Source organism: Leclercia sp. LTM14 (genome assembly GCF_023736175.1).
GTDB lineage: Bacteria > Pseudomonadota > Gammaproteobacteria > Enterobacterales > Enterobacteriaceae > Enterobacter > Enterobacter barmai.
Genome location: NZ_JAIKTT010000002.1, coordinates 886,694 through 904,521, shown reverse-complemented (window position 1 = coordinate 904,521; position 17,828 = coordinate 886,694). Strand labels below are relative to the sequence as shown.

General features: G+C 55.4%; 18 protein-coding genes and 1 tRNA gene. 12 read left to right on the top strand and 7 right to left on the bottom strand.

Translation table 11 applies throughout. The features are described from left to right. From K5I40_RS08900 to K5I40_RS08885, 4 genes are all read left to right on the top strand, one after another. Positions 1-169 (top strand): carbohydrate porin (locus tag K5I40_RS08900; RefSeq protein ID WP_223074355.1); only part of this gene is annotated, 169 nt, incomplete at its 5' end. Between the two features lie 170 nt (positions 170-339). Further along, positions 340-427: transfer RNA gene (locus K5I40_RS08895), tRNA-Ser, on the top strand. A 134-nt stretch (positions 428-561) separates the two neighbouring features. Continuing rightward, on the top strand, positions 562-756 hold the full coding sequence (locus tag K5I40_RS24120; RefSeq protein WP_405023082.1) for a transposase: 195 nt from the start codon (positions 562-564) through the stop codon (positions 754-756). Next, positions 726-1,022, top strand: coding sequence for a hypothetical protein (locus K5I40_RS08885; RefSeq protein ID WP_251931011.1), 297 nt, complete (start codon positions 726-728; stop codon positions 1,020-1,022). The genes K5I40_RS24120 and K5I40_RS08885 overlap by 31 nt, the downstream gene beginning before the upstream one ends. Before the next feature lie 45 nt (positions 1,023-1,067). On the opposite strand, the gene K5I40_RS08880 is transcribed toward K5I40_RS08885, so the two are convergent. Then, positions 1,068-2,171 carry an NADH:flavin oxidoreductase/NADH oxidase gene (locus K5I40_RS08880; RefSeq protein ID WP_139564715.1) on the bottom strand — a complete coding sequence of 368 codons (1,104 nt, stop codon included), beginning with the start codon at positions 2,169-2,171 and terminating at the stop codon, positions 1,068-1,070. Between the two features lie 904 nt (positions 2,172-3,075). On the opposite strand from K5I40_RS08880, the gene K5I40_RS08875 reads away from it, so the two are divergent. The 5 genes from K5I40_RS08875 to ampC all read left to right on the top strand — a co-directional run bounded on the left by K5I40_RS08875 (position 3,076) and on the right by ampC (position 9,206). Further along, positions 3,076-3,636, top strand: a complete 561-nt coding sequence (locus tag K5I40_RS08875; protein ID WP_039032273.1) for a fimbrial protein — start codon at positions 3,076-3,078, stop codon at positions 3,634-3,636. A 59-nt stretch (positions 3,637-3,695) separates the two neighbouring features. After that, complete coding sequence (locus K5I40_RS08870) at positions 3,696-4,358, top strand: molecular chaperone (RefSeq protein WP_223074337.1); 663 nt, start codon at positions 3,696-3,698, stop codon at positions 4,356-4,358. Between the two features lie 104 nt (positions 4,359-4,462). Then, positions 4,463-6,901 (top strand): fimbria/pilus outer membrane usher protein, encoded by a 2,439-nt coding sequence (locus K5I40_RS08865; RefSeq protein WP_223074354.1) that lies wholly within the window; start codon positions 4,463-4,465, stop codon positions 6,899-6,901. A gap of 2 nt (positions 6,902-6,903) precedes the next feature. Then, a complete protein-coding gene (locus tag K5I40_RS08860; protein ID WP_223074336.1) occupies positions 6,904-7,968 on the top strand; it encodes a fimbrial protein in 1,065 nt (354 codons plus the stop codon). Positions 7,969-8,063: 95 nt separating this feature from the next. Further along, on the top strand, positions 8,064-9,206 hold the full coding sequence (gene ampC, locus K5I40_RS08855; RefSeq protein ID WP_223074335.1) for a CMY2/MIR/ACT/EC family class C beta-lactamase: 1,143 nt from the start codon (positions 8,064-8,066) through the stop codon (positions 9,204-9,206). A 40-nt stretch (positions 9,207-9,246) separates the two neighbouring features. On the opposite strand, the gene K5I40_RS23910 is transcribed toward ampC, so the two are convergent. From K5I40_RS23910 to K5I40_RS08835, 5 genes are all read right to left on the bottom strand, one after another. Next, a complete protein-coding gene (locus tag K5I40_RS23910; protein ID WP_255588898.1) occupies positions 9,247-9,378 on the bottom strand; it encodes a hypothetical protein in 132 nt (43 codons plus the stop codon). 89 nt (positions 9,379-9,467) lie between these two features. After that, on the bottom strand, positions 9,468-10,784 hold the full coding sequence (locus tag K5I40_RS08850) for a Xaa-Pro peptidase family protein (protein WP_251929593.1): 1,317 nt from the start codon (positions 10,782-10,784) through the stop codon (positions 9,468-9,470). A 78-nt stretch (positions 10,785-10,862) separates the two neighbouring features. Next, on the bottom strand, positions 10,863-11,099 hold the full coding sequence (locus K5I40_RS08845) for a DUF1272 domain-containing protein (RefSeq protein WP_039032278.1): 237 nt from the start codon (positions 11,097-11,099) through the stop codon (positions 10,863-10,865). 111 nt (positions 11,100-11,210) lie between these two features. Further along, a complete protein-coding gene (locus K5I40_RS08840) occupies positions 11,211-11,792 on the bottom strand; it encodes an NTP transferase domain-containing protein (RefSeq protein ID WP_223074333.1) in 582 nt (193 codons plus the stop codon). A 52-nt stretch (positions 11,793-11,844) separates the two neighbouring features. After that, on the bottom strand, positions 11,845-12,639 hold the full coding sequence (locus K5I40_RS08835; RefSeq protein WP_223074332.1) for an SDR family oxidoreductase: 795 nt from the start codon (positions 12,637-12,639) through the stop codon (positions 11,845-11,847). A gap of 207 nt (positions 12,640-12,846) precedes the next feature. On the opposite strand from K5I40_RS08835, the gene K5I40_RS08830 reads away from it, so the two are divergent. The 3 genes from K5I40_RS08830 to K5I40_RS08820 all read left to right on the top strand — a co-directional run bounded on the left by K5I40_RS08830 (position 12,847) and on the right by K5I40_RS08820 (position 16,460). Beyond that, positions 12,847-13,710 (top strand): DMT family transporter, encoded by an 864-nt coding sequence (locus K5I40_RS08830; protein ID WP_223074331.1) that lies wholly within the window; start codon positions 12,847-12,849, stop codon positions 13,708-13,710. A gap of 306 nt (positions 13,711-14,016) precedes the next feature. Continuing rightward, entirely contained in the window at positions 14,017-14,511 is a 495-nt protein-coding gene (locus tag K5I40_RS08825; RefSeq protein WP_138368582.1) for a molybdopterin-dependent oxidoreductase, read from the top strand. Positions 14,512-14,528: 17 nt separating this feature from the next. Then, the gene (locus tag K5I40_RS08820; protein ID WP_039032283.1) at positions 14,529-16,460 is read left to right on the top strand and encodes a bifunctional diguanylate cyclase/phosphodiesterase; all 1,932 of its coding nucleotides are present in this window, start codon (positions 14,529-14,531) and stop codon (positions 16,458-16,460) included. 175 nt (positions 16,461-16,635) lie between these two features. Here K5I40_RS08820 and K5I40_RS08815 read toward each other — a convergent pair whose 3' ends face one another. Next, complete coding sequence (locus K5I40_RS08815; protein ID WP_039032284.1) at positions 16,636-17,613, bottom strand: hypothetical protein; 978 nt, start codon at positions 17,611-17,613, stop codon at positions 16,636-16,638. Between the last annotated feature and the right edge of the window lie 215 nt (positions 17,614-17,828).

Genomic DNA, 17,828 nt, shown 5'->3' with positions numbered 1-17,828 from the left:
CCTGTCGCAGAACATGTCCATCGCCATGGGCCCGGAATTCCGCCCGATGCTGCGCTTCTACGTCACCGGCGGCAAGGTGGATAACGAACGCACCGCCCGCGTGAACAACACCAAAGACGAAACCCTCGACGACTTCAACGTCGGCGCGATGTGGGAGGCGTGGTTCTGAGACCCGCCCGGCGGCGCTGCGCTTGCACGGGCCTACTAAATTCGTAGGCCGGGTAAGCGTAGCGCCACCCGGCAATGGTATGCGAAAGACGCAAAAACCATCACATTATCAAATTCTTCAATTCACCCCTTTACATAGCGCGCAGAGATGTTTATAGTGCGCCTCACTTTGGAAGCGTGGCCGAGCGGTTGAAGGCACCGGTCTTGAAAACCGGCGACCCGAAAGGGTTCTAGAGTTCGAATCTCTACGCTTCCGCCAAATTCTGCAAAAAGCCCGTGAAAACGGGCTTTTTTGTATCTAAAATTTGTACCTTTCTCACTCCGCCTCTTTTCAGTTATTCATTTTTCAGGTGAGGGCAACGCCCGCCCAGGTTCTGCGAAGGAAGAGACTCTATGAGCAGAAAGCGTTTTAAAGAGGAGCAAATCGCAGATTTTCTTCGACAGGCTAAAGAAGGCATGCCTGATAAGGCGTTGTGTGAACAATACGGTTTCAGTATCACTACGCTTCGACGCTGGAAAGAGCTGCACGACGGTGCTATCAGAAACAAACTAAAAAAATGGAATCGATCGCAGCGGTGGTCTATTTAGCGATCATCGCCACTAGCGTGCTGCTTGCGATCGTTTTTGATAAGGTCGTTGGTGTCCTGTTCATATTCCTGATGCTGGGTTATTGCGTTTATTATATTGTTCAGTTTCGCAAGGTGTCCGGGTTATTTATCTCAGGTGATAATGTATTTCTCTCTCGCAGAGGATTAGGAGCGAGTAATGCATTTTATTTGTTTAGCTGGATCTTTGTTATTTTGTTTACGCTCTTCATCATTAGCTCAGCTGCTGTCGGCGTTTTTCGGGGCTGAGGCATAAAGCGTACCCGTGTGACCACGGGTACTTGCAGGGAAAAATCAGGACTTAAACAGGTTCTTCAGGGTGTGGGGCTGACAGCGCAGATACTGTTCCGGCGCATGCACCTGCGCACCCAGTGCCGCCGCCGCATGCCACGGCCAGCGTGGGTTGTAGAGCGCCCCTCGGGCGATGGCGATGATATCCGCATCCCCGCTCGCCACGATAGATTCCGCATGCTCCGGCTCGGTGATTAACCCCACCGCCACCACCGGAATGTTGACCGCCGCTTTAACCGCTCTTGCCAGCGGCACCTGATAGCCAGGATAGACAGCAATTTTCTGGTCAGGATGCAGGCCGCCGCTGGAGACGTGAATCGCGTCGACGCCGTGCGCTTCCAACATCTCAGAGAACGCGACCGCTTCCTCGAGGTCAAATCCGCCGTCCACCCAGTCCGTCGCAGAGATACGCACGCTGATGGCTTTGTCCGCAGGGAAGACTTCGCGCACCGCATCGACAATCTCAAGCGGGAAGCGGGCTCTGTTTTCCAGCGAACCACCGTAATTATCCGTGCGCTGGTTAGAGAGCGGCGATAAGAACTGGTGCAGCAGATACCCGTGGGCAGCGTGGATCTGAATCAGATCAAAATTCAGTCTGGCGGCACGCTTAGCGGCCTCGATGAACTGATTGCGGATTTCGGCCAGGCCGTTGCTGTCGAGGGCCGTCGGCGGGATATAACCCTCGTTGTAGGGCACCGCCGAAGGGGCCAGGGTTTGCCAGCCACCCTGCCGATCGGGTGGGATCTGGCCCTGTTTTTCCCACGGTTTGTACGTAGAAGCTTTGCGGCCCGCATGAGCCAGCTGAATGCCTACAGGAATATTTGACCACTTACGAATCGTGTTAAGCACCTGGCCCATGGCTTCTTCGGTTTTATCATCATAGAGCCCGACGTCCGCGTAAGTAATGCGGCCTTCAGGGGAGACCGCTGCCGCCTCGATGGTCAGCAGGCCCGCGCCGGACAGCGCCAGTTGTCCCAGATGGAGAGTGTGCCAGTCATTCATACAGCCCTCTTCGGCGGAATACTGACACATGGGGGCGATCACGATGCGATTATCAAGTTCAAGATTGCGGATACGTAACGGTGTAAACAGCTTGGGTTGAGACATACATGTCACTCCAGATTGCAGCGTTAGAAACAGGGTGTTTAATGCTGGAATACTCAGCAATATAACGCAGGGATACCGGTAGATGAATGTTCATTTTATGCTACAAACGTATCCGGGTTAGGGCTTATGGACTTATCCGAGGCCGACAAGAAGCGCGTCAGCGTAAAGTTATTTAAGCCTGGCGGCATAAACGATACAGCACCATCAGCATCACGCTGATGGTGCTGGTTTTGCTGGCATGCTCTATTTTTTCTCGTCAGCATAGCGACGAGCGTTGTCATAAAGACCTGTACACATCAAATTCCCCTTTTTAAATTGTCCCCTGCCCACCATGGGCAGGGGAAGATACAGCGCTTAATTTGTATTCTGCGCACGGTCATTATCAATATCACAAATTAATTCCGTAATCATCCCGCGTCACGATGAATATTTTAATGTAAACATTTACACTGTGATTTTTATTTAAAATTCCTCCTTAGGATTTTTCCTAATATTAATTTCACTGCTATTTTTACTGTCGGGGATAATTTCTTGGGTAGCCATTTTAAACGCTTGGATGTTATATTTTTGTAGCTATATCTCACCATTGTGGTGCAATCTAATACAAAAATAGCTATATTAATCAGGTACATCAATGTTGACATGTATACATTGATGGGCGCGCAGTTTTACGTCGTCGTGCAATGGTTGTGTTTTATTGTTACGGGAAATATCATTTTTCTGTGCGTAAAAGAATTAAACGTATTTTATTCATTTATAAAGGGCGATTAATCAGGGGAATAATGCACTCCGGTTAACCAGACGAGGCATTTTAATTTAAAGGGAAACGCATAAGGGATGAATGTCACGACCGGAGGGCTTCGGTCAACGTCATCATGAATAACAATTAAAGTTGAGTGTAATAATGAAAAATCACTTTCGCGTCGCCGCAGCCCTGATGGGCATTCTGGCTTCTGGTGCGGCATTTTCTAACAATATAACCACCAACCCGGGCGCTGCCGCAGGTACGCAAAGCACCGGCGGCGTCGTTGAGTTCAGCGGTGAAATCGTCGACAACTCCTGCGATGTCACCACCTCCAGCAAAGATGTGAAGGTGGATCTGGGGAAATGGAGCGCAAGCTATTTCACCGCAGCCAATGTCGAAACAACAAAAACCCCCTTCAAAATTCAGATAGATAACTGCCCGACGTCGGTTAAGACGGTGGCGGTGCTGTTTGATGGTCAAAAAGATGCCGACGATGCCACGCTGCTGGCGGTAGCAGGCGGAGCGAAGGGCGTGGGCATTAAATTGTATAACGGCGGCGCATCCAGCTCGCAGGTCAACCTGGGGAGCGTGTCTGCCAGCGTTCCGGTGGCCTCCGGTAAAGCCACGGTGCCGTTTTTCGCTGACTACACCTCCACGGTGGCAACCGTCACCTCGGGTGCGGCCAACGGCGTTGCAAACTTCCTGATGGTTTACAACTGATCCCCGCATGAGCAGGCCCCGCGCCTGTTCATCTCTCTGACTTCGATGGTAATTGCACGATGAAACAGCTTCTTGCCGCTGTGATGGCCTCTTTTTTTCTGTTCTGCGCCAGCGCGCAGGCCGGCATCGTTATGGGCGGAACCCGCGTTATTTATCAGGAAGGTAAACGCGAGGCCGCCATTACGGTGACCAATATGGATACCCACGTTCCGTACCTGGTGCAGTCGTGGGTGGAAAACCTGGCCGCGGACGATAAACGCCCGGTGCCTTTTGTGGTGACACCGCCGCTCTTTCGCCTCGATCCCGAGCAGGAGAACATCCTGCGTATCAGCTTTACCGGCGGGACGCTGCCCGGTGACCGGGAATCGGTTTTCTGGCTGTGCGTGAAAAATATCTCCCCGTCGCAAAAAGGGGAGTCCAACAAGCTGCAGATCAACGTCAAATCCAAATTCAAGCTCTTCTGGCGACCGAAAGGGCTGGGCGACGCAAAAGAGGCCTGGCAGAAGCTGACCTTTACCCGCAGCGGCAACCGGCTGGTGGCCCATAACCCGACGCCGTTTTACGTCTCATTTTACAGTCTGGCGGTTGGCGGAAAAGAGATCTTCGAGCCGGGGATGATCGCCCCGATGAGCAGCCAGACGTGGACGGTTAGCGGCACCGGGCAGGTGACGTGGCGCGCCATTAATGATTCGGGCGGTATCACTGACGCCGCGCAGCAGTAAACCGGGGAGCGAGGGTGAAAAAGCAGACATCACGCCGTCACCGCGCGCAGACGGCCTCGTCCGGCGGCGCGTTACTGCTGGCGACGGTTCCTACGGCGCTGTTTATGCTGTGCCGGCCCGGGCTGGTAAGGGCTGAGGATTATTTCGATCCGGCGGCGCTGGAGCTGAGCTCCCCGCAGCAAAAAACCGCCGACCTGCACTATTTTGCCTCTGCGGGCGGGCAGCAGCCCGGGACGTATCCGGTCAGCATCTGGGTCAACGGTCAGCAGGTGAGCGAGAGCAACATCACCTTTGTGGAAGAGAACGACAAACTGACGCCGGTGCTGACGGCCCCGCAGCTGGCGGAATATGGCGTCAACGTCAGCGCGTTCTCGTCATTTGAACGGCTGCATGAAGGGGAGACCTTTACCCGCATCGGGGAATACATCCCGGATGCCAGCAGCGCGTTCGACTTCTCCACCCAGCGTCTCAATCTGAGCATTCCCCAGGCGGCGATGAACGTGCAGAGCCGTGGCTACGTCGATCCGGCGCGCTGGGATGAGGGGATTCCGGCCGCGTTTGTCGACTATACGCTTAGCGGATCGCAAACCGGGCAGTCCACTCATGACGGGCGCGCCACCTTCCTGAGCCTGCGCAGCGGCGTAAACCTTGGGGCGTGGCGCTTACGCAATACCTCGTCCATGCAGTATGACACCACCCGGCGCTGGAATTCGCTCAGCACCTGGCTGCAACGGGACGTCACGGCGCTGAAAAGCCAGCTGCGGATGGGGGATACTTACACCAGCGGCGACGTGTTCGACAGCGTGCAGTTTCGCGGCGTCCAACTGATGTCGAATGAGGAGATGCTCCCGGACAGCCAGCGCGGTTTTGCCCCAGTGATCCGAGGCGTGGCCCACAGCAACGCCAAAGTCACCGTCTCCCAGCACGGCTACGTGATCTACGAAACCTATGTCTCGCCCGGGGCGTTTGCCATCAAGGATCTCTACCCGACGGCGCAGAGCGGCGACCTTGAGGTCAAAGTGAAGGAGAGTGACGGGTCGGAACGCACCTTCACCCAGCCGTTTTCCTCCGTGCCGTTTATGCTGCGCGAGGGCCGGGTTAAATACAGCCTCAGCGCCGGGCGCTTTCATTCCGGTGAGGATGAGAGCCGCTCGCCTGTTTTTATCCAGGGCACGCTGTTTTACGGTTTACCGGCCGCGTTCACGCTCTATGGCGGCACGCAGGTTGCCGACGATTATCACGCCCTGGCCCTCGGGTTGGGGCACGGCTTAGGCGAGCTCGGGTCTCTTGGCGCGGACGTGACGCTGGCAGGCACCGCCGCACCGTCCGGCAGGCGCTACAACGGCCATTCCCTGCGGGCGCAGTATCAGAAAAGTTTTGCCCAGGCGGGTACCACCTTCAGCCTCGCCAGCTATCGCTACTCCTCCAGCGGGTTTTATGATTTCAGCGAGGCGATGATGCTGGAGCGTCGCGACGGGCAGATTGACAACAAACGCAGCCGGGAAGAAATAGCCATCAGTCAGACCCTCGGCGATGTGGGTAACATGTCGTTTTCCGCCTGGTCCCAGGATTACTGGCACAGCCAGAGCAGCGACAAAACGCTCCATGCCGGGTTTTACAGCGCCTGGAAAGGCATCTCCTGGGGGCTCGGCTACTACTACACCCGATCCAGCAGCCACAACAATCCCGATCGCTCCTGGTCGTTCAACGTCAATATTCCGCTGGGCGGCGCGCTGGCCAGCAGTTCCGTCAGCTACACCACTTCATCGGATAACCGCGGCTACACCTCGCACCAGATGGCGATGTACGGCTCGGTGCCAAAGAACCCGAACCTTTATTACTCGGTGCAGCAGGGCTACGCCCGCCAGGGGCAGGGGAGTAACAGCGGCGCTTCCCTCGATTACCACGGCGGCTACGGTCAGGCGCAGCTCGGCTATCGACGCGACCGCGACAGCAGCCAGCTCACCTGGGGAGCCTCGGGCTCCATCGTCGCGCACCCGCACGGCGTCACGCTGGGGCAAAATCTCGGCGACAGCTTTGCCATCGTGCGGGCACCGGGGGCCGCTAACGTGGCTGTCCAGAACGGCAGCAACGTCCACACCGACTGGCGGGGCTACGCGGTGGTGCCCACCCTGACGGCGTATCACAAGAACGTCATCACTCTCGATACCGAATCGATGACCAGCGACACCGACGTCGATCAGTTCGGCGCAACGGTGATCCCCGGCGGTGGAGCGGTGGTCGAAGCCAACTACCAGACCCATATCGGCCATCGCGTGCTGTTCACCCTGCATGACAAACAGGGCCCGGTGCCGTTTGGCGCCAGCGCGCAGCTGGCGGGTGATAATACCGCCGCCACCGGCATGGTCGCCGACGGTGGAACCGTCTATCTGAGCGGTATCCCGGATGACGGCATCCTTGAGGTGAACTGGGATGACGACGGGGTGGCCCACCGGTGCACGCTGCCGTTCCACATTGCTGGCGGCCAGCAGGACGCGGTGAAACGTATCTATGCCGCCTGTTTATCTCCCGGAGGAAATTAATCATGCGCTTAATGTATTTACTTCTGATAGTGGCCGGGCTGTTCAGCCCCGGCGTGTGGGCGGCAGCCTGTAATGGCGATACCGGCCAGATGACCATTAACTTTCAGAACATCAAATATCTGCCTTCGCTGCGTAATAACATCCAGATGACCAGCATCATGGCCGACAGCGGCAGCGGGTTTCGCTTCACCTGCGACCAGCAGGCCCAGCAGGCGAGTGCGTTAAACGTCCACTATGCCCAGACGCGCACCGGGAATGAGACCTTTATCAACGGGCGGATGGTGTTTGCGTCGGCTATTCCCGGCATCGGTTACGCGCTGGGCTTCCAGTGTGACGGCGGGCCAGTTCACTACCTGGACGGCTCCGGCGTGCATGACGAGGAAGTCTGTAGCAGCAGCGAAAATCATGCCCTGCTGAATCAGGAGCATATCGTGGTGAAAGCGTTCATCACCTTCTATAAAACCGGCGACGTCAGCCTGACCAGCGGCAACCACACCAACGCGCAGCCCCTGGGGAACGTCGGCAAACTGTATGTCGAGCTCCCGGGGTCAGGCACTACCGGCACCCCCATCAGCGCCGATCTGACAGCGATGAACGTGGATATCGGCTCGGCGGGCAGTTGCAACGTTACCACCCCGAGCATTTTTGTCGATCTGGGCAAGGTGAACCGCGCCGACTTTAAAGGGGTGGGGCAAATGGCGGGGACGGCAAAAACGTTTACCATTCCGGTCTATTGTTCCCAGCCCGCGACGATCAAAATTGGCTTTTTCGGCACGCCTGCCGACACCGGTGTCACCGATACCCTGGCCATCACGCAAAGCCCAACAAGCGCCAGCGGCGTAGGGGTCAAGCTGAGCTACGGCAATAATGGTTCCGGTGCGCCGTCGGCAGGCAGCAGCCTGCACATCAACGAAGCCGGAAACCTGCCGGGGCTGGGACAGGTGACCGCGACGGACGCGGCCAACGCTCAGCCTTTCCACTTCGTTGCCCAACTGGTGCAGACGGAGCCGACCGTGACGGCGGGCTGGGCAAACACCACCGCCACCTTTGCGCTGGAGTATAACTAGCCCTGTGAGCACGGGCGTCGGTTCGCGCGCCCGTTTTACATCTCCCCGTCAGGTCTGCAAAATAGCGCTCTCACTTTTCGCTAAAGATCATTACGATGAAAAAATCCCTGCTCTGTACGCTCCTCGTTTGCCTGTCCGCTTCCGCCCTTGCCGCCATCCCGGAGGAGGCGCAGGTCGCACAGGCGGTCAACCCCACCATAACCGCGCTGATGAATGCCCAGGCGATCCCGGGGATGGCCGTCGCGGTCATCTATAAGGGCCAGGCCTATTACTTTACGCAAGGGGTGGCGGATGTCGCCGGGAAAAAGCCCGTTACCCGGCAAACCCTGTTCGAGCTGGGCTCGGTGAGCAAAACCTTCACCGGGGTGCTCGGCGGCGATGCGGTGGCGCGGGGGGAGATAGCGCTCAGCGATCCGGCCAGCAAGTACTGGGACGCGCTGTCAGGCAGGCAGTGGCAGGGCATCACTCTTCTGCATCTGGCGACCTACACCGCAGGCGGTCTTCCGCTTCAGGTGCCAGAAGAGGTGACCGATACCGCCGCGCTGAAAAAATACTACCAGACCTGGCAGCCGGAGTGGGCCCCGGGCACCCGACGCCTGTACGCCAACGCCAGTATTGGGCTGTTCGGTGCCCTGGCGGTCAAGCCCTCGAAGATGAGCTTTGAGCAGGCGCTGACGAGTCGGGTGCTTAAGCCTCTGAATCTTAACCACACCTGGGTGAACGTCCCGGCCAGCGAGCAGGGGGACTACGCTTGGGGCTATCGCGACGGCAAAGCGATGCACGTCTCGCCGGGCATGCTCGATGCCGAGGCCTACGGCGTGAAAACGTCCATCGTGGATATGGCGGGCTGGCTCAGGGCCAACCTGCAGCCGGAAAACATCAAAGACGCTTCGCTGAAGAAAGGGGTGGAAATCGCCCAGTCACGCTACTGGCAGGTGGGGGAGATGTATCAGGGGCTGGGCTGGGAGATGCTCAACTGGCCGGTCTCCTCAGCAACGCTGGAGGAGGGCGCGGATAACAAAAACGCCCTGGCCGCGCGGGAGGCCACGGCAATCACCCCCGCACAGCCGCCGGTGCAGGCCTCGTGGGTTCACAAAACCGGCTCTACCGGCGGGTTTGGCAGCTACATTGCTTTTATTCCGCAGAAGCAGCTTGGCATTGTGATGCTGGCAAACAAAAGTTATCCCAACGCCGAGCGGGTGAAAGCGGCGTACCGGATCCTGGAGGCGTTGCAGTAGCACTGGTCTGTTTTCCCGGCCCTGTGCCGGGAAAATATCATCACGGATGATGCTGAACGCCTTCCACCGTAGTCCCTCTCACCACCAGCATCACCGGCAACAAAATGGTCGTTTCGTCGCTCTCCTGCATCACCAGTTCAAAGGTCTTGCGTGCGAGCTGCTGCTTATCCACCGATTCCCGGCTGGGCTGCGCTTACCCGGCCTGGGAAACTTGTCCCTTGTAGGCCCGCGCAAGCGCAGCGCCGCCGGGCAAAAACCGGCTCAGCAGGTAAACGCCTGCTTCTTCGCCAGCAGGAACGGTCGCAGATATGCCACGGTATTCGACAGCGGGATCACCTCGTCCGCCAGCCTGATATTTAATACGTCACGAATGTACGCCTTACGGGTGACGATCCGCGACCACAGGTCCGGGTATGCCGCCTGGATCTTCTCCTGCAAATCCTCGTCCGCCAGAGCGATGCTCTCCTCGGCGCTCACCCCGGTATAGCCCGGCACGGAGGGGATAATATCGATCTGCAGGATCATCCCGCTCTTCAGCGTCTCGGCAGAGCCGGGGTAAATGGGCGAAGACATCCACTCTTCATCGGCGCTGAGGTGGCCAGGATTCAGATGCCAGCCATACTGCGCTTTATCAAGCACCTGCTCGATATGGGCGTACATCTCACCGCCCGGCATTCCGATATGGATAGTTTCAAGCCAGCTGGCGACGGCGGCAAAGTAGGGTTTCGCTACCCGATCCAGATAATCGTTCTGACCCTCGGGCAAGTCGCTCTCGTCGGCAATCACGAACCCGGTCCGGCTGGAAAGCCCGCCCTTAAACCCGGTGGTCATCGACAGCGGCTGACCGCGCTCCAGCTTTTTATAGGTGGGATAAAAGTTCGCCTTCTCAAAGCGCTGCCCGGCGGCGGCGATGGTTACCACGGTCTGATACTGCCCCTCTGCCGCCAGCAGCGCACCCAGCTCAGTCTCGCGGATGCCCGGCACCACCGCGTCCATAGCTTTCAGCATACAGGTTGAGGCCAGATTCGCGCCGTATTCATAGTGCGCAATTTCGTTCGCGTTGTTGGTGATACGCACCCCGTTATCACCGCCGATAAACAGGTGTGTGGCGTTTTCAAGCGTTGCCGGGGTGCTGTTTTTCAGCGCCTCGACGATAAAATACGGTAGATCGAAAAGCTGCTTATTATCCGTCCCGGACGCGGTAAACATCTTCCAGCCCACCACCCCGATTCGGCCATGCGCGCTCAGGCCCGCGTCGCCAAACAGCGTCTCCAGCGAGGCTTCATTCTCCATCGGCTGGTTGGGCAGCGAGAAAAACGGGCAGTGTTTGAGCTCAACCGGAATGCGGGAATGCTTCGCCATCTTCAGGTTCTCATTGCCCAGAATCACCGTCGCCACACCTGTTTTATCCAGGATCAACAGCCCCTCCTCGAAGCGCGGCACAAACCCGGTCAGGTACTCAAAGTTGCTTCCGTGCTCCTTATCGGCATAGATCACCAGGGCGTCTAAACCCGCCTCGTTAATGCGGGTCAGTACTCTGTTTTTACGCTCAAGCAGGGTGGCATCGGTGAGCAACACCGGGGCCACGTCGGGGAAGGTGCGCGGAGAGGAACGGTCTGCAGCTGGATCATTATTTACCTCGTTAAGGCATGGGAGTCAGGATCGTTTTTGCGTATGCACCCGCACGGTGGAGGCAGGCGCGTTCACCAGCTTCGTCGCCGGACGCACCGGGCGGCGCACCAGTTCGCCCTGGCAGTTGGGGCAGCGGTGGTTGAGATGGGTGTTGGCGCAGGCGGCGCAGAAGGTGCATTCAAAGGAGCAGATTCGGGCGTCCAGGTCATCAGGGTGGAGATCACGGTCACACCATTCGCAGTTCGGGCGAAGCTCGAGCATGGTTTTCATCCTGTTCAGTGAGTTGCGTCCTCTTCACTATGACAGAGAGTAAAAAAAACCGCGACACCCCGATCTCAGCGGGCGTCGCAGGGACATTTCAATGGACTACAATCACGCTGAACTCTTTTTAACCAGCAGTTGCAGCCTCCTGAAATCGTCCGGAGTATCGATATCAAAAATGATTTCCGGGCGTTTAAGAGACACGCAGTGATGTTTACCCTGCATTAGCGCCTGGCGCATAGTGCGGATATCCGGCCGGGCAATGGCCTGGAGCAGGCTGTTTTTATCAACCAGAACAGGGTGACCCGGCGTGCCCTGATAGTGCGGCAGGAGCGCCCCCTCGGCACGTAACGCCCACAGCTCACGGTAAACATCCCCGTGCAGGCAGGGTAGATCGCCTGTGGTGATAAAGCAGTACTCCGTCTTTACCGCCCGGGCACCGGCAATAACCGAACCCAACAGCCCTTTTTCATAATCGGGATTATGAACCAGCGTCACACTTTCCTGATGGCGATACCGGGCCTGCAACGCTTCTGCGCGATAACCGGTGACAAGGATGATTCGGGAGCAAAATTGCAGTGCGTTTTCAATGCTTGCATCGAGAATCGTCCCATCCCGTAAGGGCAGCATCATTTTCCACTTCCCCATCCGGGAGGAGAGTCCTGCGGCGGTAATAATACAGTCGACTGACATTGTTTATCCCGTTGTGAAGATGAGAGGGGAAATAAAAAATATACCGCAAATTTCAGCGCGTCAGATAGCGCGGCGCCGGTTCGCCGGTTCGGGCGCTGGCAAACAGCGCCAGCCTCGCCTCTTCATAGCGCGTCCACAGCGCTTCATCGTGCATCGGCGGAATGGTAATCAGCTCACCCTGATCGAGCCCCGCCAGCGCCGCATCCACCATGTTGTCGGTGGTCATCACCGACCCGGCGGGCAGATCGTCGGCGGTGATGCCGGACAGCTCCCAGATCTCCGTGGCCGTTGCCGCCGGTAATACCGCCTGAATGCGCACCTTGCTGTCGGCAAACTCCTCCTGCAACCCACGGGTAAAGTTCAGCACCCAGGCTTTGGTGGCGCTGTACAGCGCGCTGCCCGCCCGGGCATGGATCGACAGTACCGAGGCGATGTTAATCAGCGTGCCGCGATTATTTTGCGCCAGTCGCGGCAGCAGAGCATACGTGAGGCGCATCAGGGCGGTGGTGTTGAGCATGTTGATCGCCTGATGTTGCGCCACGTCGCCCGCGAGGAAAGGGGCCATCTGGGCGGTACCGGCATTGTTGATCAGGGTGTCGATAGCGGTATTGCTGCGCAGGTGCTCTTCCACGGCGCGGATCCCGGTTTCATCGGTAAGATCCGCCGTCAGGGTGGCGACCTTCACCCCATAACGTTGCTCAAGCTGTTCCGCCAGCGCCAGCAGGCGCGCTTCCCGGCGGGCGACCAGCACCAGATCGTAGCCGCGCGCGGCGAGACGGTCGGCGTAGACCGCGCCGATCCCGGATGATGCACCTGTGATTAAAGCGGTGGAACGTTGCGTAGTCATCGTAATACCTCTGGGTTGTAAAATGATTGGTTTCAAAATGAAACTGAATTAAGGGTGGAGTATTTGGTTTTATAATGCAACCACTGTGCGGGGTTTTTTTGATCTTTGCGGTGGAGAAGTGAAACAGTCATCCGTGCGATTTTGCATTACAGTAAAGACAAAGAACCAAACGCCAGCCGGGTGCTGGCGATCCTCGTCAGGAAGCGTATGAAAAAGCTGTTGCTGGTGCTTTTTGTGTTAACTGCCTTTGCCGCTAACTCGATTCTCTGCCGCATCGCCCTTAAAAACGGCCACGCCGATCCGCAGACCTTCAGCATGCTGAGATTGCTGGGTGGAGCGGGGGTGCTGTTCGCCTGGCATCTGGCGCGCGGAAAGGTGAAAGAGATACGCTGGAAAATCATCGACGCCGTATTGCTGTGCGCCTATGTCTTGTTCTTCTCGCTGGCTTACGTTCAGCTCAATACGGCGACAGGCGCATTGCTGCTGTTTGGCGCAGTTCAGGTCTGCATGATTGGCTGGGGCGTGATAAAAGGCGAGAAACTGAGCGGGGTTAAGGCCTGCGGCATTCTTATTGCCGTTGGTGGGATCGTTACGCTTCTGTTGCCCGGCGCCACCGCGCCTCCTCTGTTTGCCGCCATTACCATGGTGGCCTCTGGCATGGCGTGGGGAGCCTATTCCGTGCGCGGTAAAAATATCAAAGCGCCAGCAGGCACGACGGCGGGGAATTTCATTCTCGGCTTACCGGTTATTCTGGTCTGGAGCCTGATACGACAGGCACCCGTGCAGATTGACGCCAGCGGCATCCTTCTTGCGCTGCTGTCTGGCGGGCTGGCTTCCGGCGTAGCGTATGTGCTCTGGTATGCCCTGGTCGCCACCCTCTCTTCAGCCACCGCCAGCACACTGCAACTGAGCGTGCCCTGTATTGCCGCCGCAGGCGGGGGGTTATTTCTCGGGGAAGTGCCGGATATAAGAATGCTGATTTGCACGCTGGTGGTGCTGGCGGGGATAGCGATGGTTATCGCTGCCGATCGCAAACAGCGCGAAAAGGTTAAGCGAAATGATTTCAGATAAGGAAGAGAGTCCCCAACTTCCCGGCCCATACAAACAAAAATTAAACCTTTATATTGTTGTGTGTTTAATTGCATTAAATAAGCGCGTGGCTTATTTTTTGTACAGACAGAATAAAATCTGGCGTAATTCAAATAACAGTGCAGATTTTACTTAATCGTTTTAAAAAATAGAAAAATTTAACCTATTGATTTTAATGAGTTATAATGTGAATGTTCTTAGTGCGTCAATAATAGCCAGGTCGCATATATAAATAGCATGTTAACTAAATTATAATTCCGTAAAATCCGGTAGAAAGGGGAGGTCAGTATGCGGTTAATTGTCATGTTGTTGAGCCTGGTGGTCGCCACCCAGGTCTGGGCGGGTGAACTTCCCAAACCTGAAGGCAAAGTCCTTTTAACCCTCTCCGGTAATATTCAAAATACGAATGCAGACGGGAAAGCCGTTTTTGATATCGCCAGCCTTGAGAAACTGGGCCTGGTCAGTTTCCAGACAACTTCTCCCTGGTACAATGGGCGTACAACCTTTACGGGCGTTCCGCTACGAAAGCTCATGGAGTATGTTGGCGCCAAAGGTTCTATCGTCAAGGTCATTGCGCTTAATGACTATACTACCGTTATCCCTCTCAATGACTTCAATAAATACAATGTTATTCTTGCCTTAAAAGTCAACGGCGAATATATGCGTATCCGTGACAAAGGCCCGTTATTCATTGTGTATCCATATGACAGCATGCCCGAGCTGAATAGTCAGATTTTTTATTCAAGATCAGCATGGCAGGTCAGCAAAATGAATATTGAGTAGGAGTTCAGACGCGCATCATGAACAGGATACTGGCGGGCATCATTTTTTTCCTATTTATCTCTACTGGATACATCTCTTTCCTCGTACATGAAAGGCAGCAAGAGTTACAAAAACTGACTCACTACACGGATTCATGGTCTGCGGCCCAGCTGGTATCGGAGTATTATCGTTTCGAATCAACGCTGGGTCTTTATGCAAATCAAAGTGAAGCCCTGACCATCGATGATGTGCGCCTGCGTCTGGACATTATGCTCAGCCAGAGTGGTTTGATGAAAGAAGGGGATCTTGGGCGTTATATTGCCAGCAATAAGGCCCACCATGAACTCGCTTTAAATGTCGAAAACATCCTCAAATATCTTGATGCTCATCTTGAGAGGATGGACCGTTCAGAGATCCAGGTCTATCTGGATAAAATGCATACGCTTGATGCCCCCCTTAGCCACCTTTCCTCCAGTGCACTGGATAATGACGTTAACTCGATAAACAGAGCTAACCTGAAAATACAGACGCTTTACTATATTTATTCGGCTGCTTCATTACTGCTGATCATTTTGAGCGGCATCCTTGGCGTGATGATATTCTTTCAAAACAGGAATATTCTTAAAGCGCACCTTCAGGTTAAAAGCCTTGCTGAAGAATTACAGAAATCCAAAGAAAAACTGCAAATCCAGAATACGCAGCTGGAATATGACGTCTACCATGACTCCCTGACAGGGATGAATAACCGTCAGCTTTTCTGGGAAAACATTAAAAAAGTCATCCAGACCGCCGAGAAAAACGGTGAATCTGTGGCGGTGATGCTGTTCGACCTGGATCGCTTCAAGGAGATCAATGACACCTATGGCCACGATGTCGGCGATATGTTACTTCGTCAGATATCCGACCGTCTGGTTTCCATGAGCCTGACCGCCGATACGCTTTATCGCCTGGGTGGCGATGAGTTTGCGTTTCTTTCAAGTGGCCTGACGGAGAGCAGTGCCGTTTCACGAGCCCGACAAATTTGCGCGTCTATCAACCAGCCGTACACCATCTATAACACCATCATCAATATCGCCACCTGCGTGGGTATTGTTATATCAGACACCGAACGGCGCTCCGATTATCTGTATAAATTCGCCGATCTGGCCCTGTATGAGGCCAAAAGTGAAGGCCCGGGTAAGATAAAAGTGTTCCGGCCATTTATGCTGCAAAAGCTGCAGGAAAGCCGGACCCTGGAACACGATCTGGCGATGGCGTTAGCGAATAAAGAGTTCGTGGTGTATTACCAGCCTATCGTCGATTCATTCACCCGGGAAATCTACAGCTATGAAGCCCTTATTCGCTGGATACACCCGTTAAAAGGGCTCCTGTCGCCTGACACTTTTGTTCCTGCCGCTGAAAAAACAGGCATGATCAACGAGATGGGTAAATATGTGCTGGAGATTGCCTGCCGGGAAGCGGCGACCTGGGCGGTGCCGGCAAAAATTTCCGTGAATGTCTCGCCAATCCAGTTGAGCAGCAAAGCCTTTGCCGGGATCGTGCTCTCTATTCTGGAAGAGAGTGGGCTGTCGGCAGATCGCCTTGAGCTGGAAGTGACCGAGTCCTCTCTCTTTACCGAGAACGATACGCCGCTGAAGACGCTCAATAAGCTCAGAGCCCGGGGCGTGCAAATTTCTATTGATGATTTTGGAACCGGATACTCTTCGCTTTCCCGTCTGAGTAAGCTTGCCTTCGATAAAATAAAAATAGATAAATCCTTCGTACATTCGATATCCACCCAGGATGATGCCCTGAATATCATCAGGCTCATCACCGGCATGGCGAAGTCCCTCAATATGAAGGCGGTTGCAGAAGGGGTTGAAACTCAGGAGCAGCTGGAAAGGCTTCAGGCGCTGGGTTGCGATCTCGCCCAGGGCTATCTGTTCGGGAAACCTCAGCCGGGCATCGCCGGCAGGATCCGCAACGGTTAAACGATAAAATGGACAGGATGCTTGTAGCTAAAAACATAAATGCCCTTGCGGGCATTTATGTTCAGGCGGCGGCTGTTAGTGGAAGAACAGCGCAATCAGAATAATGATTGGGATAGGAACGCCTAAAAAGAACAGTAATAGTGAGCGCATTTTAAACCTCCTGCTTAATTAAAAATTATAAGTCACGTTGACGGCCACCGTAGGTCGCACACAGGCTGGCGACGAAAGCACCGGCCAGCAGTGAGATGAATGTCCAGAGCATCAGGTAGCTTGTGGCTTTACGTGCAGCATCAGCAGCTTGCTGCGCTTTCTCCTTGGTTTCTTTTAATTTGGCCTGGGCTTTGTCATAGGTGGCCTGTACACGCTGTTCAGCTTCTTGCTGACTGATGCCGGTCTTCTGGGCAATCAGCTGGGCGACATACTGACGATCTTCTGCAGGTAACGCCCCGGTGCTAATGCTGTTAGCAAAAATACCGGTCACTTCGCTTAGCTGGGCAGGGGTCAAATCCTGGCCGGGCGCGGCTGGCGCTGCCGGAGCAGGAGCCGCGGCAGGGTCTGTCGGTGCCGCAGGTGCTGGAGCCGCATTTCCTCTGAACATCGAATTCACGAAATAATCCATTGGATTACCAGGTGCGCCAGACGAAGCGTTCGCCATACCCGCAGCGCCCGCCGCTGTAGCCGTCGCAGCACCACCGGCAACGGTACCCACAACCTTAGCCCCGCCGCCAATAATGGCGCCTACGGTGCTGGTTAACAGCGCAGCCGAAACCAGCGCAGCCACCGCCCATGTCAAAAATCCGTGGGCCGTATCGCGGAAATAAACTTCATCCGTGTGTACATCCACCCATTTGGTGCGCAGTCGCCCGGCTAAATAACCCCCCATGCCCGACGCCACGATTTGGGTGAACGTCAGCCAGGCTATCGCCGCGATACCCACCGTCCCGGCGTCGAGCCCGCGGCTCTCCCAGGGCGAGATGGACGTCAGGCCCAGACCCGCGCCCAGCATCAGCAAAATCAGCGACAGGGATGCGGCGGCGGCCGCGCCGGCAAAGATGGCCCCCCAGGATACGGCGCTACTGCTCGCGGCAGGCACGGGCAGACGCGTATCGGGATACGTAGTGTTAACCGTAGCGTGTTCGTGAATGTGAGTCATAGCTGTTGCCCTTTAATTAATATGCGTTCGGAAACAGGAACCGATTGAAAAACAGGAAACATTATCAACTTCAACATTTAAGCCCTTTAAGAGCCAGAGGATGTCATTTTTAACAAATTAGACTTTCAAGCTTAAAGGAATAAAAAAACGAAAATTAACGATCTAATAATAGTTGATAATTTTACGCCGGACGGCTTTTGAAATTTTAAAATCCA

Bases quoted from the DNA above. Each gene is read 5' to 3' on its own strand.
- K5I40_RS24120 (WP_405023082.1), top strand. From the start codon at position 562: ATGAGCAGAAAGCGTTTTAAAGAGGAGCAAATCGCAGATTTTCTTCGA.
- K5I40_RS08885 (WP_251931011.1), top strand. From the start codon at position 726: ATGGAATCGATCGCAGCGGTGGTCTATTTAGCGATCATCGCCACTAGC.
- K5I40_RS08880 (WP_139564715.1), bottom strand. From the start codon at position 2,171: ATGTCTCAACCCAAGCTGTTTACACCGTTACGTATCCGCAATCTTGAA.
- K5I40_RS08875 (WP_039032273.1), top strand. From the start codon at position 3,076: ATGAAAAATCACTTTCGCGTCGCCGCAGCCCTGATGGGCATTCTGGCT.
- K5I40_RS08870 (WP_223074337.1), top strand. From the start codon at position 3,696: ATGAAACAGCTTCTTGCCGCTGTGATGGCCTCTTTTTTTCTGTTCTGC.
- K5I40_RS08865 (WP_223074354.1), top strand. From the start codon at position 4,463: ATGCTGTGCCGGCCCGGGCTGGTAAGGGCTGAGGATTATTTCGATCCG.
- K5I40_RS08860 (WP_223074336.1), top strand. From the start codon at position 6,904: ATGCGCTTAATGTATTTACTTCTGATAGTGGCCGGGCTGTTCAGCCCC.
- ampC (WP_223074335.1), top strand. From the start codon at position 8,064: ATGAAAAAATCCCTGCTCTGTACGCTCCTCGTTTGCCTGTCCGCTTCC.
- K5I40_RS08845 (WP_039032278.1), bottom strand. From the start codon at position 11,099: ATGCTCGAGCTTCGCCCGAACTGCGAATGGTGTGACCGTGATCTCCAC.
- K5I40_RS08840 (WP_223074333.1), bottom strand. From the start codon at position 11,792: ATGTCAGTCGACTGTATTATTACCGCCGCAGGACTCTCCTCCCGGATG.
- K5I40_RS08835 (WP_223074332.1), bottom strand. From the start codon at position 12,639: ATGACTACGCAACGTTCCACCGCTTTAATCACAGGTGCATCATCCGGG.
- K5I40_RS08830 (WP_223074331.1), top strand. From the start codon at position 12,847: ATGAAAAAGCTGTTGCTGGTGCTTTTTGTGTTAACTGCCTTTGCCGCT.
- K5I40_RS08825 (WP_138368582.1), top strand. From the start codon at position 14,017: ATGCGGTTAATTGTCATGTTGTTGAGCCTGGTGGTCGCCACCCAGGTC.
- K5I40_RS08820 (WP_039032283.1), top strand. From the start codon at position 14,529: ATGAACAGGATACTGGCGGGCATCATTTTTTTCCTATTTATCTCTACT.
- K5I40_RS08815 (WP_039032284.1), bottom strand. From the start codon at position 17,613: ATGACTCACATTCACGAACACGCTACGGTTAACACTACGTATCCCGAT.